Origin of the sequence: Pseudomonas sp. TH21 (assembly GCF_016651025.1) — a bacterium.
GTDB classification, from domain to species: Bacteria; Pseudomonadota; Gammaproteobacteria; order Pseudomonadales; family Pseudomonadaceae; genus Aquipseudomonas; species Aquipseudomonas aylmerensis.
In genome coordinates this window covers 5,272,745-5,288,451 of sequence record NZ_JAEKEQ010000001.1, presented here as the reverse complement: position 1 = coordinate 5,288,451, position 15,707 = coordinate 5,272,745, and the positions used below count along the sequence as shown (strand labels likewise).

Genomic DNA, 15,707 nt, shown 5'->3' with positions numbered 1-15,707 from the left:
ACGGTGTTGAGGGTTAGATATCCGCCAACGCCGACACCAGGATCGCCTTGATGGTGTGCATGCGGTTCTCCGCCTGCTCAAACGCGATGTTGGCCGGCGACTCGAACACTTCCTCGGTCACTTCCACGCCATTGGCCAGGTTCGGATAGCGCGCGGCGATGTCCTTGCCGACCTTGGTTTCGCTGTTGTGGAACGCCGGCAGGCAGTGCATGAACTTCACGCGCGGGTTGCCCGAGGCTTTCATCATCTTGGCATTGACCTGGTACGGCAGCAGTTGCTCGATGCGCTCGTCCCACGCCTCCACCGGCTCACCCATCGACACCCAGATATCGGTGTGGATGAAGTCGACGCCCTTGACCGCTTCTTTCGGGTCTTCGGTGATGGTGATGCGCGCGCCGCTTTCCTCGGCGAATGCCTGGCACTGCTTGATGAAATCAGCGTGCGGCCACAGGGCTTTCGGCGCGCCAATGCGCACGTCCATGCCCAGCTTGGCGCCGATCATCAGCAGCGAGTTGCCCATGTTGTAGCGCGCGTCGCCCAGGTAGGCGTAGCTGATGTCATGCAGCGGCTTGTCGCTGTGCTCGCGCATGGTCAGGGTGTCGGCGATCATTTGGGTCGGGTGGAATTCGGCGGTCAGGCCGTTGAACACCGGCACACCGGCGAACTTGGCCAGCTCTTCGACGATTTCCTGTTCAAAGCCACGGTACTCGATGGCATCGAACATCCGCCCGAGCACGCGGGCGGTGTCCTTCATGCTTTCCTTGTGGCCGATCTGCGACGATACCGGGTCGATGTAGGTGACGTGCGCGCCCTGGTCATGGGCTGCGACTTCGAAGGCGCAACGGGTGCGCGTCGAGGTTTTCTCGAAGATCAGCGCGATGTTCTTGCCTTTCAGGTGCGGACGCTCGGTGCCGGTATATTTGGCGCGCTTGAGGTCGCGGGACAGGTCCAGCAGGTAGTGCAGCTCGCGGGTAGTGTGGTGCATCAGCGAGAGCAGGCTGCGGTTGCGCATATTAAAAGCCATGATGGATCTCCTTGGGTTTCGGTTATCCCCCTGGCCACTGCCGGATAAGCAGCGGCCAAGGCCAAAAATTAATAGTCGATAGGGTCGCGGATGATCGGGCAGGTCATGCAGTGGCCGCCGCCACGGCCACGGCCGAGTTCACCGGCGCTGATGGTGATGACTTCCACACCGGCCTTGCGCAGCAGGGTGTTGGTGTAGGTGTTACGGTCGTAGCCGATCACCACACCCGGCTCCACGGCCACTACGTTGTTGCCGTCGTCCCATTGTTCGCGCTCGGCGGCGAAGCTGTTGCCACCGGTCTCGACCACGCGCAGCGCCTTGAGATTGAGGGCCGCAGCGACGGTCTCGAGGAAGTTGGTTTTCTCGCGTTGGATATCGATACCGTGCGGCTTGCTTTCATCGGGACGCAGAGTGAACGGTACGATCTGGTTGACCACTTCAGGGAAGATGGTGACCAGGTCGCGGTCGCAGAAGCTGAACACCGTGTCCAGGTGCATCGCCGCACGGGATTTCGGCAGGCCGGCAACGATCACGCGTTCCACGGCTTTGTTTTTGAACAGGTTGCGCGCCAGTTGGCCGATGGCCTGGTGGGACGAGCGCTCGCCCATGCCGATCAACACGACGCCGTTGCCAATCGGCATGACGTCGCCGCCTTCCAGGGTGGAGGCGCCGTGTTCCTGGTCGGAGTCACCGTACCAAATCTGGAAGTCGGCGTTGGTGAACTCCGGGTGGAATTTGTAGATAGCGCTGGCCAGCAGGGTTTCCTGGCGTCGCGCCGGCCAGTACATCGGGTTCAGCGTCACGCCGCCGTAGATCCAGCAGGTGGTGTCACGGGTGAACTGGGTGTTGGGAAGCGGCGGCAGGATGAAGCTTGAGTGGCCGAGGAAGTCGCGGAACATTTCGATGGTCTTGCCGCCGAAGCTGCTCGGCAGGTCCTCGGCCGACACGCCACCGATCAGGAACTCACTGATTTTGCGCGGCTCCAGGCTGCGCAGCCACGAGCTGACTTCATCGACCAGGCCCAGGCCCACCGTATTGGCAGTGATCTTGCGCTCCAGGATCCAGTCCAGCGCTTCGGGGATGGCGACGATGTCGGTCAGCAGGTTGTGCATTTCCAGCACATCAATGTCGCGCTCGCGCATCTTGGTGACGAAGTCGAAATGGTCGCGCTTGGCCTGGGCGACCCACAGCACGTCATCGAACAGCAGTTCATCGCAGTTATTGGGGGTCAGCCGCTGGTGGGCCAAGCCTGGGGAGCACACCATGACTTTGCGCAGTTTGCCGGCTTCGGAATGTACGCCGTACTTCACTTTTTCCGTGGTCATTACAGATCCTCCAGTGAACAACAGTTACAGAGTCAGGAAGCCGTCGTAGAGGCCATAGGCAGCCACCAGGGCGCCAATGACTACCGCGGTGAAAATCAGCTTCTCGACATTGGTGAAAATCGGTTTGCCCAACTCATGCTTGGCCTTGGCGAACAGGATCACGCCGGGGGCATACAGCAGGGCGGACAGCAACAGGTATTTGACGCCGCCGGCGTAGAGCAGCCAGACCGCGTAGATCAGCGCAACGGCACCGATGAACAGATCTTTCTTGCGCTCGCGCAGGGCGTTTTCGTAGGTCTCACCGCGCACCGCCAACAACAGCGCATAGGCGGCCGACCACAGGTACGGCACCAGGATCATCGAGGTGGCGAGGTAGATCAGCGACAGGTAAGTGCTGGCGGAAAACAGCGTGATCACCAGGAAAATCTGGACCATGGCGTTGGTCAGCCACAGGGCGTTGGCCGGCACATGGTTGGCGTTTTCCTTACGCAAGAACTCCGGCATCGTGTGGTCCTTGGCGGCGGCGAACATGATCTCCGCACACAGCAGTACCCACGACAGCAGCGCGCCCAGCAGGGAAATGATCAAGCCGACGCTGATCAGCACGGCGCCCCAATGGCCCACCACGTGTTCCAGCACGGCGGCCATCGACGGGTTTTGCAGCTTGGCCAGTTCCGGTTGGGTCATGATCCCCAGGGACAGCACGTTCACCAGCATCAGGAACAGCAGCACGGTGATAAAACCAATCACCGTGGCCTTGCCGACGTCGGAGCGTTTTTCCGCACGGGACGAGAAGATGCTCGCGCCCTCGATGCCGATGAACACCCATACGGTGACCAGCATCATGTTGCGCACCTGGTTCATGACACTGCCGAGGTCAGGGTTTTTCACGCCCCAGATGTCAGCGGTGAAAATCTCCAGCTTGAACGCGAACAGCGCGATCAGCACAAACAGCAGCAGCGGCACCACCTTGGCAACGGTGGTCACCAGGTTGATGAACGCCGCTTCCTTGATCCCGCGCAGCACCAGGAAATGCACGGCCCACAACAGCACCGAGGCACCGATCACCGCTGCCGGGGTGTTGCCTTCGCCGAAGATCGGGAAGAAGTAACCCAGGGTGCTGAACAGCAACACGAAGTAACCGACGTTGCCCAGCCAGGCACTGATCCAGTAACCCCAGGCCGACGAGAAACCCATGTAGTCGCCGAACCCGGCCTTGGCATAGGCGTACACGCCGCCGTCGAGGTCAGGTTTGCGGTTGGCGAGGGTCTGGAACACGAAGGCGAGGGTCAGCATGCCGATGGCGGTAATCACCCAACCGATCAACACCGCACCGACGTCGGCGCTGGCGGCCATGTTTTGCGGCAGTGAGAAGATCCCGCCGCCAATCATTGAGCCGACGACGAGTGCAACCAGTGCGCCCAATCGAAGTTTTCCGGGAGATTCAGACATTGCATGACTCCAATGCAGGAGAAGAGAGACCACAGAATAATTCCGTGCGCTAATCAAACAGCTGACTCAGATCACTTCATTGGCACATTCCATTGTGAATTAATGACTTAGGGGTAAAACGCCCGGGCAATACTTTTCCTCGCAAAGGCGCTTTCCAGAGCGGTCTCTGCGTTGTGGTTAATCATTTAGTCAGGGGTATGGACGTTTGAAGCTAGTCCGTATTCCTGTATGTGCAAACTTTTCCCGACGCGGGGCGAAGTAGCACGGCAAACGTTAAGTGCCAGCGGTATTTAAATTCTAAATAAGCCTGAACGTTATAAATTGTCATGCGATTGCGTTATGAGCGTGGCGGTTTTATCGCGGTCTTTAATAAACGCTACACTCGCTGAGATAATTAGTTGAGTGCACGGTTGTCAGCTCAATTTAATAATTATCCAGGAGTATTCATGTCTCAACCGGCCCAGAAACTTAGGCTTGGCACCCTGATTGCCCTGGTGGTGGGCTCGATGATCGGCGGCGGGATTTTCTCCTTGCCGCAGAACATGGCCGCGCGCGCCGAGGTCGGCGCGATATTGATCGGTTGGGCGATCACCGCCGTCGGCATGCTGACCCTCGCCTTCGTGTTCCAGACCCTGGCCAACCGCAAGCCGGAGTTGGATTCCGGGGTGTACGCCTACGCCAAGGCCGGGTTCGGCGACTACATGGGGTTCTCGTCGGCCTGGGGTTACTGGATCAGTGCGTGGATGGGCAACGTGGGTTACTTCGTGTTGCTGTTCAGCACGCTCGGCTACTTCTTCCCGGTGTTTGGCCATGGCAACACGCCGGTGGCCATCGGCTGCGCGTCATTGCTGCTGTGGGCCGTGCATTTTCTGGTGATGCGCGGGATCAAGGAGGCGGCGTTCATCAACCAGATCACCACGGTGGCGAAGATCGTGCCGTTGCTGATGTTTATCGTGATCGCCGGCCTGGCGTTCAAGGCCGATATCTTCACCCGCGATATCTGGGGCCTGGGCAACCCGCAGTTCGGCAGCGTGGTCGACCAGGTGCGCAACATGATGCTGGTCACCGTGTTCGTGTTTATCGGCATCGAGGGCGCCAGCGTGTATTCGGCGCGGGCCGAGAAACGCGCGGATGTGGGCCGCGCCACGGTGATCGGCTTTCTCGGCGTGCTGGCACTGCTGGTGCTGGTGAATGTGTTGTCCCTGGGGATCATGAGCCAGCCGCAGTTGGCGCAATTGCAAAATCCGTCCCTGGCCGGGGTGCTGGAGCACATCGTCGGGCCCTGGGGTGCGATGGCCATCAGCATCGGCCTGGCCGTGTCGTTGCTCGGCGCCTTGCTGTCGTGGGCGCTGCTGTGCGCGGAAATCCTCTACGCCACCGCCCATGACAAGACCATGCCGGCCTTCCTGAAAAAGGAAAACGCCAACCAGGTGCCGGTCAATGCGCTGTGGCTGACCAATGTGATGATCCAGGTTTTCCTGGTCATCACGCTGTTTTCCCACAGCACCTACACCACCCTGATCTACCTGGCCTCCTCGATGATCCTGGTGCCGTACCTGTGGTCGGCGGCCTATGCGGTGTTGTTGAGCGGGCGCGGCGAAACCTATGAGGGCGCCCAGCGTCAGCGTTTCAAGGATTTGCTGGTGGGCCTGGTCGCCCTCGGCTACGCGGTGTGGCTGCTGTACGCCGGTGGCTTGAAATACCTGCTGCTGTCGGCGCTGCTGTACGCGCCCGGTGTGGTGCTGTTTGCACTGGCCAAGCGCGAGCAGGCCCAACCCTTGTTCACCCACGTGGAAAAAGGCATCTTCAGCTGCGTGATCGCCGGCGCCAGCCTGGCGGCGTATGGGCTGTACAGCGGGGTGTTGTCGTTGTGAAAGTGGCGTATCAGCCGCCTTATGACTGGGCGGCAATGCTGGGTTTTTTGTCGGCGCGGGCGATCACCGGGCTCGAGACGGTGGTGGCTGGCGTGTACCGGCGCAGTATCAGCGTGGATGGGCGACACGGCTGGATCAGTGTCGCGCCGGGTGACGGCGATTGGCTGGAGGTGAGCGTCGATTTTCCCGAGCCGGCGGCGTTTCCCGAGATCGAGCGGCGCTTGCGCCGGATGTTTGACCTGGACGCCCAACCGGCCTTGATCAACCAGCAATTGGCGAAGGACCCGTTGATGGCGCAGTTGGTTGCCGCGCGGCCCGGGCTGCGGGTGCCGGGCACTTGGGATGGCCTGGAACTGGCGGTCCGTGCCGTGCTCGGTCAGCAGATCACGGTAGTCGCGGCGATCCGCCTTGCGGGCAAGTTGGTTGCACAATATGGCCAGCCCCTGGATACGCCGCACGTCGGCATCACCCACGCGTTCCCGACGCCGCAGGTGTTGGCGGCGGCGGACCTGGCTGCGCTGGGCATGCCCAAGGCGCGCGGTCGCACCTTGTCCGGCATGGCCCAGGCATTGCTGGATGATCCGCAGGTGTTCGCGCCCAAGGCCAGCCTCAAGGACGGGGTGGCGCGGCTGGTCGCGCTGCCGGGGATTGGTGACTGGACCGCGCAGTACATCGCCATGCGCCAACTGCGCGAGGCGGATGCGTTTGCGTCGGGGGACATCGGCTTGATCAATGCGCTGGCGGCGCTGGAAGGCGGGCCGGTTTCGGCGCGGCAGCTGTTGGCGCGGGCCGAGGCGTGGCGGCCGTTGAGGGCGTATGCGGCGCAGCATTTGTGGACGTCGCTGCAGCGGGTGGATTGAGGGGGCGGGCAAGGCCTCTTCGCAGGCAAGCCAGCGCCCACGTTTGAGGGTGTCTACCACTCAAATTGTGCAAGCTGGCCTGCCTGCGATAACGCTCGAAAGGCTACCACTGCGGCCGATGCGAGCCCAATTCCCCGGCCGGCAAATCCCACTGCAACGGCGTACCGCTGATGGTCACCGGCGCCAGCAGCCGATGGGCCTGACCCCAGGCGGTCTGTTCCACCACCAGCCCTTGATCGCCGGGTTCCTCGGCCCGCAACGCCACCTGTTCCGGCACTTGACCCGCCTCCACCAGCAACTTGGCCGTGCGCGCCAACGACAACTGCGCCGATCCGCCCCGCCCGGATTTCAACCGCTCACTCAAGGCTTGAATCGCGCTGGCTGCCATCAGATAGCCGGTCGCATGGTCGAGCGCCTGCAACGGCAGCGGCACCGGTTTATCCGCGTGTTTCCAGGCCATGCCCGCGTCGGCAATCCCGCTGCTCATCTGCACCAGGCTGTCGAAGCCGCGTCGATTGCGCCACGGGCCGCTCCAGCCATAAGCGTTGAGGCTCACGTCGATCAGGCCGGGGGCGATGCTTTGCAGCTCGGCGGCGCTATAGCCCAGCTGTTCCAGGGCATCGGCACGGTAACCGTGGAACAGGATGTCGGCGTCCTTGAGCAACGCTTCGAATACCTGCCGGCCTTCGGACGTTTTCAAGTCAAGGCGCGCGCAGCGTTTGCCGAGGGTCATTTCCGGCACCACGCCCGGCTCGTTCCAGGTCGGTGAGTCGATGCGCAGTACATCGGCGCCCAGCCCAGCGAGAAAACGACTGGCGACGGGACCGGCCAATACGCGGGTCAGGTCCAGCACCTTGATACCCGCCAGCGGGCGCGCTACCGAGCCTGTCCAGGTTTTTGCGGTGGTGGTGGCAAAGGTCTGGCGCTGCACCAGCGGCTCGGCATTCACCGCCAGCCCTTGCGGATGTTGCTGCCAGGCTTGCCACGAACGCATCTGTGCCGCACAGCCGCCGGCGTCGACAATCGCCTGTTCCAGCTCGGCGGCGTTCCATGCGGCGACCTTGCTGGCCATTTCGGCGCGGTCGGCGACCTTGCCCAGCACTTGCTCGGCGGCGGCCCGGTGGTGGGGCGCATTGGTGTGCAGGCGAATCCAGCCGTCGGCGCTGGCGTAGTCGCCGGCCACCGGGTCCCACAGCGGTGGCGTTTGCCAACCCACCGGACGCAGGGACGACGAGAACCAGAAGGAGGCGAGGCGTCGGTCCACGCTCACGGCGGGCAAGCGGCCGGTCATTGCCAGCACCAGTTGGGCCACGGCCTGGCCGGCGGCACCGATACTGGCACTGGCCAGGTCGGTGACGGCGAAGGTCGATGGCAGGGCGCCGGCCTCGGTCACGGTCAATGGAGTAGGCGGTAGATCGAGTGCGGCTTGGATGGGAGTCAGCAGGTCAGTCATCAAAGGCCCTCCTTAAGAGAAGGGCCACTATAGAAGATCATCAGGCCGATGTGGCAACCCCGGGCTCCAATGGCAGGTCGATGCTGGCGATAAACCCGCCCTCAGGATGATTGGCCAGGATCAGGCTGCCGCCATGGCGTTCCGCCGCACGCCGCGCAATCGCCAGGCCCAGGCCGTGACCCTGGGCGGTCTGGCCAGGGGCGCGGTAGAACGGCTCGCCCAATTGGCTGAGGTGTTCGGCATCCACGCCGGGGCCGTGGTCGCGCACGCTGATAAGGATGTGCTCGCCGTGGAGATGGGCGTGCAATTCGATCGGCTGGCCCTTCGGGTTGAAGCGCTGCGCGTTGCGCAGCAGGTTGTCCACCGCGCGTTCGATCATGGTCGGCCAGCCTTTTAGGCGCAGGTCGGGTTGGGCGGTGAGTTGCACCACCTGCTCCGGCGCGCTGAGCTGGGCGTCTTTTTGCAGGGTCTTGAGCAGGCTGTTGAGGTCGACGTCTTCGGCGCTGGCGTTATCGGCATCGACGCGCGCCAGCACCAGGATTTCACTGATCAACGCTTCCAGGCGATCGCATTCGCGGGTCAGGCGCGGCCAGAGTTTTTCGCGTTCTTCGGGGCTGGCGCGTTCGGCCAGGGCCAGCGCGATGCGCAGGCGGGCCAGCGGCGAGCGCAGCTCGTGGGAGACGTCGCGCAGCAACTGGCGCTGGCTGCCGATCAGGCTTTGCAGGCGGGCGCCCATGCGGTTGAAGTCAGTGGCCAGCACGCCGAACTCATCGCGGCGGTTGGCCAGGCGCGCCAGGCTGTTCTGCTGGTAAGTGGCCTGGCCGAGGTCATGCACTGCGCCACGCAGACGGCTGAGGGGGCGGGTGATGGACAGCGTCACCAGCAGGCTGAACAGGGTCAGCACCACCAGGGCGATGGCCAACGCGCTCAACGGCCACAGCAGGCTGCTGCGGTGCCAGGCGTCCAGCTCGGGATGGGGGATGCGATAGATCAGCAGGTAGGTGTCGCCGGTCTTTTCGCTGGTGTACTCGGCGGTCAGGCGTCGCCAGGGCAGGTGGCCGTCCTGGCTGTCATTCTGGCGGGCTTCGAACGCGGCGGCGCGGCGCGGAAAGGTGCCCCGCACGACCGGCTCGCCGCTTTCGTTGAGCACTTGCACGTCGATGTGGTACTGGCGCTTGCGCTGTTGCAGCAAGTCCTGGGCGGCATCCTCGCCTTGGGTCTCGTAGAGTTGAGTCCACTCTTCGGCGAGGTTATTGAGGCCGGGGTGGCGGCTGAGAATCCAGGCATCTTGATTGAGCATGTGCCCAAGCAGGATCGACAACCCGGCAACCAGGGCGATGGCCAGCCAGAAACTGGCCAGGATGCGCCAGAACAATGAACGCACAGGAAACCCTCAAACAGGAAAAGCCCAGCGGCGCGAGCCACTGGGCTGGGGGAGTGAAGCTAGAACATTATTGCGCTTTTTGCGGCTGTTGCGCTTTCCAGGCCTGGAATTCCTTCCACTCGGCGCGGCGCTCCGCTTGCTTCTTGACGATCTCGTCGAACTTCTTCTGCTGGTCAGGCTTGAGGACTGCACGGATATCCGCCTGGGTTTTCTGCTTGCCGGCGGCGATTTCATCCTGCATGGCTTTCTGGTCGGCGGCCGGGAGTTTGTCCAGGTACTTTTTGACCAGGTCTTTGCGAGCGTGCCATTGGTCGCCCATCAGCTTGCCGATCTGCTGGCGCTGTTCCTTGCTCAGGTCCAGCTGGCTGAAAGGGCCACCTTTGCCACGCGGACCGTGTTCACCGCCGTGGCCTGGGCCACCCATCATGTGGCCGGAAGGTTCACCCATCGGGCCTGGGCCGTCTGGCATGGCGGCCATGGCAACGGTCGGCAGGGCAGCGGCGAACATCAAAGCGATAAGGGTCTTGCGCATGGTGATTCTCCTGTCTCTATTCCGGTGAGTCCGGATGTGAGTAGATTACGGAGATCAAGGTCAGCGGCGGTCAGGTGTGGGTAAAGCTTGGGTAAAGAGGGTTTTGTTGCGAACTGACAAAACTGTGGGGGTTTGGGTATTCAAATGTGGGAGCGGGCTGGCTCGCGAATGCGGCGGGTCAGCCTATGCATGTGCTGACTGATACACCGCATTCGCGAGCCAGCCCGCTCCCACAGGAGAGTGCGTGAAACTCAGAGGCTGTAGTAATAGCCGCGGCTGCGCAACGCGACGATCCGTGGCCGGCCGTCCGGGTGCGGGCCGATCTTTTTGCGCAGGTTGCTGACGTGCATGTCCAGGCTGCGATCGTAAAGGGTCAGCTTGCGGCCCAGCGCGATCTGCGCCAGTTCCTGTTTGTCCAGTGGTTCGCCGGGCTGGCGCAGCAAGGCTTCGAGCAGGCGGCTTTCGGAAACGGTGAGGGCGAATTCCTGTTCGTCGATACTGACCACGCCGCGCACCGGGCTGAAGCACAGGTCGCCGAGTTCCAGCTGGGTGGACACGGCGGCCGGATGGCTGCGGCGCAGCACGGCGCGCAGGCGCGCGGTCAACTCGCGCGGGTCGCAGGGCTTGGCCAGGTAGTCGTCGGCACCGAGTTCCAGGCCGAGGATGCGATCCAGCGGTTCGCCGCGGGCCGAGAGCATCAGCACCGGCAACTCCGGGTGGTCGTTGCGCAGTTGCTTGAGCAGCTCCAGGCCACTGCCGTCGGGCAGCATCACGTCCAGCACCACCGCTGCCGGGGCGCTGTCGGCCAAGGCTTTGCGGGCGCTCAAGCCATCGTGGCAGGCGCGCACCTGGAAGCCTTCCTGGCTCAACCAACTGGTCAGCAGCTCGCAGAGCTCCTGGTCATCATCTATCAGTAACAGCTCGCTCATGACTCACTCAATTTAGCCATTGTCGACGGCGACGGTGCCCACCGCTGGCGAAGATCCCGCACAGCAAGGCGATCAGGGCGACGGCCCCGCCGGTGACAAACCATTGCTGTTGCTCGGTCAGCCATCGGGTCAAGGCACCGCCTTGTGTCTCTTTGAGTTGCTGGGCCAGGCGTTGGTTCTCTTGGCGAAGACGACTCAATTGGGCGCTTTCGCGCGTCGCATCCGCTCCCTGCAGTTGCTTGCTCAGTTCTTCCCGCAGCCGTTCGCTTTCTTTCAAGCGTTGCTGCAACTCGGTGATCTGGGCGCCGGCACTCAAGGACAGGGGCGTGGAACTGCCGGTGTTCGAGGTTTCTTCAGCGTGGGCCGTAGCCCCGATCATTACCACTGCCAACAGACACAACTGACTTAAGCGCATCGGAACTCCTGATTCCACACGAATATTCAGAACGTTGTCGGCAGGTTACCGAGAATAATGAGCAATTAGGAGTGTGCCGCACGTATTAGGTTCGACACACGCCTGGGTCAAGGCAGGACTTGCTTGAATGGCTTGATCACGACGTCGGCGTAGACGCCTGCCGCAACATACGGGTCAGCCTTGGCCCAGGCCTGTGCATCGGCCAGGGAGGCGAACTCGGCAACCACCAGGCTACCGGTGAAACCGGCGGCGCCCGGGTCGTTGCTGTCGACGGCCGGGTGCGGGCCGGCGAGTACCAGGCGACCTGCGGCTTGCAGCTCGTTCAGGCGCTCCAGGTGTGCCGGGCGCACGGACAGGCGTTTTTCCAGCGAGTTGGCAACATCGGTAGCAATGATGGCGTAGAGCATGTCAGTCCTCGGTTTTTGGCGTAGTAGGGTCGGTGTCATGCAGGTGGCGCGACAGGTAGATACCCTGGCCGATCAGGAACAGCACGGTCATGCCCAGGCTGCCGAAGACTTTGAAGTCGACCCAGTAGGCCTGGAAGGTAAAGGCCACGAACAGGTTGGCAGCGCCGCAGAACAGGAAGAACACGATCCAGGCCACGTTCAAACGTGTCCAGACCGGCTCCGGCAGGGTCAGTGCGTGGCCCATGATCCGCTTGATCAGCAGGCGGTCACCGATGAAATGGCTGCCGATGAAGGCCAGGGCAAACAGCCAGTTCACCACCGGGGCTTTCCATTTGAGGAAGGTCTCGCTGTGGAAGGCCAGGGTCAAGCTGCCGAATACCAGGCAGGCGACCAGAGTCAGCCATTGGCTTTTTTCCAGTTTGCGCTGGGAGATGAAGAGGGCGCCGTAGACTACGATGGAGCTGATGATCAGCACGGCGGTGGCGCTGTAGATGCCCCCGACGGTCAGTTCATGGCCGGCAATATCGATGACCCTGGGGTCGAGTTTGTAAACGATGAAAAACAGCAACAGCGGGATGAAGTCGATGAATTGTTTCACAGTAAGAGCCAGAAGCTGGATGTGGCGGCATAATAACAAACATCCTTGGTAGCGAAAGCGCCAGCTGACTTGAGGTTACACACTCCCGTGAATGTTGATTTGCACTGCCACAGCACGGCCTCCGACGGCGCCCTGGCGCCCGCGGTATTGGTTGCGCGTGCGTTTGAAAAAGGCGTGCGAGTCCTGGCGTTGACCGACCACGACACCCTCGAAGGCCTCGATGAAGCCCGCGCAACCGCGCATGCCCTGGGCATGCAGCTGGTCAACGGGGTGGAATTGTCCTGTACCTGGGGTGGCGCCACCATTCATGTGCTGGGCTATGGATTCGATCAAAACGCCCCGCCCCTGGTCGAGGCCATCGCCCAATTGCACGATGGCCGCTGGCTGCGGTCCGAAGAAATAAGCCGAAAACTCGCCCTCAAGGGCATGCCCAACGCGCTCGACGGCGCCCGCGCCATCCAGCAGGAACTGGGCGACAGCGGCAATGCGCCGGCCCGTCCGCACTTTGCCGACTGGATGGTGCGCGAAGGTTTCGTCAAGGACCGCGCCGAAGCCTTTCGCAAATGGCTGGGCGCCGGCAAGTTGGGTGACGTCAAGCAACACTGGCCGACCCTGGAGGACACCGTCGAGACCCTGCGGGCATCCGGGGCCTGGGTCAGCCTGGCGCATCCCTGGCATTACGATTTCACCCGCAGCAAGCGCCGCAAGCTGATTGGCGACTATATTGGAGCGGGCGGCCACGCGATTGAGGTGGTCAACGGCTATCAACCCGCCGAACAGGTGGGCAGCTTGGCGATTCTTGCCCGCGAATTTGGTCTGCTGGTCAGTGCCGGCAGTGATTTTCATGGCCCAGGCGGCTGGTCCGAGATCGGCGAGTATCGCCCCGTCCCGGAAGACTTGCCGCTCTTGTGGGGGCGATTCAAGCATGACCCCATTATTGCCACCGTCTGAACAGGTAGAACACGTGAGTCAATTCTTCCAGATTCATCCGGAAAACCCCCAGGCGCGCCTGATCAAACAGGCCGTGGAGATCATTCGCGCCGGTGGCGTGGTGATCTATCCCACCGATTCGTCCTACGCCATCGGTTGCCAGATCGGCGACAAGGGCGCGGTCGAGCGTGTAAGACGCCTGCGCCAGCTGGATGACAAGCACAATTTCGCGCTGATCTGCAGCGACCTGTCCCAGCTGGGGCTGTTCGCCAAGGTCGACACCGGCACCTTCCGCCTGCTCAAGGCCCACACGCCGGGGCCCTACACCTTTATTCTCAACGCCACCCGCGAAGTGCCGCGCCTGTTGCTGCACCCGAAGAAACGCACCATCGGCCTGCGCGTGCCCGAGCATCCCATCGCCCTCGCGCTGTTGGCCGAGCTGGGTGAACCGCTGATGAGCGTGTCGCTGATCATGCCCGGCGACGCCGAACCCCTGGAAGATCCGTACGAAATGCGCCAACTCCTGGAAAAACAGGTGGACCTGATCATCGACGGCGGCTTCGGCGGCGGCAAGGCCTCCACCGTGATCAACCTGGCGGACGGCGAACCCGAAGTGATCCGCGTGGGTTGCGGCGACCCGGCCCCCTTCATGGCCGAGGCCTGAATGTCGGCCGCGGAAACCGTCGACAGCCAGGCGGGCGCCCAGCAGGAACTGCCGTTTGCCATGGTGTATGGCCAGGCGGTCATGGAAATGCCGCTGGACCTGTACATCCCGCCGGACGCGCTGGAAGTCTTCCTCGAAGCCTTCGAAGGCCCGCTGGACTTGCTGCTGTACCTGATCCGCAAGCAGAACATCAACATCCTCGACATCCCGGTGGCGGAAATTACCCGTCAGTACATGGGGTATGTCGAGTTGATGCAGTCGGTGCGCCTGGAGTTGGCCGCCGAGTACCTGGTGATGGCCGCCATGCTGGCCGAGATCAAGTCGCGCATGCTGCTGCCGCGCTCGGAGACGATCGAGGCCGAAGAGGACGACCCGCGCGCCGAACTGATCCGCCGCCTGCAGGAGTACGAGCGCTTCAAGGCCGCCGCCGAAGGCATCGACGGCTTGAGCCGCGTGGGCCGCGATGTGGTGGTGCCCAAGCTCGATGCCCCCGAGGCCCGGGCGCGCAAATTGTTGCCGGACGTGAGCCTGGAAGAATTGCTGATGTCCATGGCCGAGGTGCTGCGCCGTGGCGATATGTTTGAAAGCCACCAGGTCAGCCGCGAGGCCTTGTCGACCCGTGAACGCATGAGCGATGTACTCGAACGCCTCAAGGGCGGCGGTTTTGTGCCGTTTGTCGAGCTGTTCACTGCCGAAGAAGGGCGCCTGGGCGTCGTGGTGACCTTTATGGCGATCCTCGAACTGGTCAAGGAATCCTTGGTCGAGCTGGTCCAGAATGAGCCTTTTGCGGCTATCCACGTGCGGGCGCGAGCCGAATAAAGAGCTGAATCGATGAATCTGACTGAACCCCGCGAACTGGCGCCGCTGCTGGAAGCCTTTCTCCTGGCCTCGGGTAAACCGCAATCCCTGGAGCGCCTGTTCGAACTGTTCGAAGAAGCCGAGCGCCCGGAGCCGCCAGTCTTCAAGAAAGCCCTGGAGATCTTGCGCAAGTCCTGCGATGGCCGCGCCTTCGAGCTGCGCGAAGTGGCGTCGGGTTATCGCCTGCAGATTCGTGAGAAATTTTCCCCGTGGGTGGGCCGGCTGTGGGAAGAGCGCCCGCAGCGTTATTCACGGGCGATGCTCGAGACGATGGCGCTGATCGCCTATCGCCAGCCGATCACCCGCGGCGAAATCGAGGATGTGCGTGGCGTGGCGGTCAACAGCCATATCGTCAAGACCTTGCTGGAGCGCGAGTGGATCCGCATCGTCGGCTATCGCGATGTGCCCGGCAAACCGGCGATGTTCGCCACCACCAAGGTGTTTCTCGACCACTTCAACCTGAAGAACCTCGACGACCTGCCGCCCCTGGCCGAGCTGCGCGAAATGGAGGCCGAGCCGGTGCTCGACTTCGACGACGCGCCGGTCCCGGCGAGCCTGCAGGAACTGGCCGACGCCAGCGCGGAGCCGGAAGAACCCAAGGACGAAACCAGTTTCCACACCCTGTTGCTGGAACTGGACGACATGGAGCAGGGCATCAAGACCGACTTCGACGACTTGCTGCGTGATGGGGCTGCCGAGCCGCAAGCCCAAGTGGACGTTGATGTTGAAGCTGAAGCCCAAGTGAACGTTGAAGTTGAGGCTGAAGTCGAAGCAGAAGCTGAGCCTGAACCCGAAGAAGACATCCTCGGTGTCGCTGAAGCTCGCGAGAAGCTCCTGGCCGCCGTCGCCGCCCTCGAACAACCGTCGCTGAGCGACGAAGAAGCCGAAGCCCAGGCGCTGGCCGAAGCCATCGAGGCCGAGCGGCGCCAGTTCGAAGACTGACGCCGCTTCAAAATGTGGGAGCTGGCTTGCCTGCGATGCAGGCGACTCGGTCTTTCTGCT

16 protein-coding genes are annotated in these 15,707 nt (G+C 62.4%); 6 read left to right on the top strand and 10 right to left on the bottom strand.

Annotated elements, in window-relative coordinates:
- Nucleotides 1-13 precede the first annotated feature (13 nt).
- The 3 genes from JFU04_RS23375 to arcD (JFU04_RS23365) all read right to left on the bottom strand — a co-directional run bounded on the left by JFU04_RS23375 (nucleotide 14) and on the right by arcD (JFU04_RS23365) (nucleotide 3,801).
- On the bottom strand, nucleotides 14-1,024 hold the full coding sequence (locus tag JFU04_RS23375; RefSeq protein WP_003220053.1) for an ornithine carbamoyltransferase: 1,011 nt from the start codon (nucleotides 1,022-1,024) through the stop codon (nucleotides 14-16).
- 68 nt (nucleotides 1,025-1,092) lie between these two features.
- On the bottom strand, nucleotides 1,093-2,349 hold the full coding sequence (gene arcA, locus JFU04_RS23370; RefSeq protein WP_201145789.1) for an arginine deiminase: 1,257 nt from the start codon (nucleotides 2,347-2,349) through the stop codon (nucleotides 1,093-1,095).
- 24 nt (nucleotides 2,350-2,373) lie between these two features.
- Nucleotides 2,374-3,801, bottom strand: a complete 1,428-nt coding sequence (arcD, locus tag JFU04_RS23365) for an arginine-ornithine antiporter (RefSeq protein WP_201145788.1) — start codon at nucleotides 3,799-3,801, stop codon at nucleotides 2,374-2,376.
- A 446-nt stretch (nucleotides 3,802-4,247) separates the two neighbouring features.
- Between arcD (JFU04_RS23365) and arcD (JFU04_RS23360) the strand changes: the two genes are divergently transcribed.
- Together arcD (JFU04_RS23360) and JFU04_RS23355 are read left to right on the top strand one after the other, a co-directional pair.
- A complete protein-coding gene (gene arcD, locus JFU04_RS23360; RefSeq protein WP_201145787.1) occupies nucleotides 4,248-5,675 on the top strand; it encodes an arginine-ornithine antiporter in 1,428 nt (475 codons plus the stop codon).
- Nucleotides 5,672-6,535: an AlkA N-terminal domain-containing protein gene (locus tag JFU04_RS23355; RefSeq protein ID WP_201145786.1), complete on the top strand. Its 864-nt coding sequence runs from the start codon at nucleotides 5,672-5,674 to the stop codon at nucleotides 6,533-6,535. The genes arcD (JFU04_RS23360) and JFU04_RS23355 overlap by 4 nt, the downstream gene beginning before the upstream one ends.
- A gap of 103 nt (nucleotides 6,536-6,638) precedes the next feature.
- On the opposite strand, the gene JFU04_RS23350 is transcribed toward JFU04_RS23355, so the two are convergent.
- The 7 genes from JFU04_RS23350 to JFU04_RS23320 form a co-directional block, all read right to left on the bottom strand.
- A complete protein-coding gene (locus JFU04_RS23350; protein WP_201145785.1) occupies nucleotides 6,639-7,988 on the bottom strand; it encodes a CoA transferase in 1,350 nt (449 codons plus the stop codon).
- 40 nt (nucleotides 7,989-8,028) lie between these two features.
- Nucleotides 8,029-9,372 (bottom strand): sensor histidine kinase, encoded by a 1,344-nt coding sequence (locus tag JFU04_RS23345; RefSeq protein WP_120449689.1) that lies wholly within the window; start codon nucleotides 9,370-9,372, stop codon nucleotides 8,029-8,031.
- 67 nt (nucleotides 9,373-9,439) lie between these two features.
- On the bottom strand, nucleotides 9,440-9,904 hold the full coding sequence (locus JFU04_RS23340) for a Spy/CpxP family protein refolding chaperone (protein WP_065908918.1): 465 nt from the start codon (nucleotides 9,902-9,904) through the stop codon (nucleotides 9,440-9,442).
- 251 nt (nucleotides 9,905-10,155) lie between these two features.
- Nucleotides 10,156-10,833 (bottom strand): response regulator transcription factor, encoded by a 678-nt coding sequence (locus JFU04_RS23335; RefSeq protein WP_003193803.1) that lies wholly within the window; start codon nucleotides 10,831-10,833, stop codon nucleotides 10,156-10,158.
- 7 nt (nucleotides 10,834-10,840) lie between these two features.
- Nucleotides 10,841-11,248, bottom strand: coding sequence for a translation initiation factor 2 (locus JFU04_RS23330; RefSeq protein ID WP_201145784.1), 408 nt, complete (start codon nucleotides 11,246-11,248; stop codon nucleotides 10,841-10,843).
- A gap of 107 nt (nucleotides 11,249-11,355) precedes the next feature.
- A complete protein-coding gene (locus JFU04_RS23325; RefSeq protein WP_065908922.1) occupies nucleotides 11,356-11,655 on the bottom strand; it encodes a YciI family protein in 300 nt (99 codons plus the stop codon).
- A gap of 1 nt (nucleotide 11,656) precedes the next feature.
- A complete protein-coding gene (locus JFU04_RS23320; RefSeq protein ID WP_201145783.1) occupies nucleotides 11,657-12,253 on the bottom strand; it encodes a septation protein A in 597 nt (198 codons plus the stop codon).
- Nucleotides 12,254-12,340: 87 nt separating this feature from the next.
- On the opposite strand from JFU04_RS23320, the gene JFU04_RS23315 reads away from it, so the two are divergent.
- From JFU04_RS23315 to scpB, 4 genes are all read left to right on the top strand, one after another.
- Entirely contained in the window at nucleotides 12,341-13,204 is an 864-nt protein-coding gene (locus JFU04_RS23315; RefSeq protein ID WP_106802762.1) for a PHP domain-containing protein, read from the top strand.
- A gap of 13 nt (nucleotides 13,205-13,217) precedes the next feature.
- The gene (locus JFU04_RS23310; RefSeq protein ID WP_065908929.1) at nucleotides 13,218-13,847 is read left to right on the top strand and encodes an L-threonylcarbamoyladenylate synthase; all 630 of its coding nucleotides are present in this window, start codon (nucleotides 13,218-13,220) and stop codon (nucleotides 13,845-13,847) included.
- A gap of 120 nt (nucleotides 13,848-13,967) precedes the next feature.
- Entirely contained in the window at nucleotides 13,968-14,666 is a 699-nt protein-coding gene (locus tag JFU04_RS23305) for a segregation and condensation protein A (protein ID WP_169851199.1), read from the top strand.
- A gap of 12 nt (nucleotides 14,667-14,678) precedes the next feature.
- A complete protein-coding gene (gene scpB / locus JFU04_RS23300; RefSeq protein ID WP_106802763.1) occupies nucleotides 14,679-15,647 on the top strand; it encodes an SMC-Scp complex subunit ScpB in 969 nt (322 codons plus the stop codon).
- The last annotated feature ends 60 nt before the right edge of the window (nucleotides 15,648-15,707 follow it).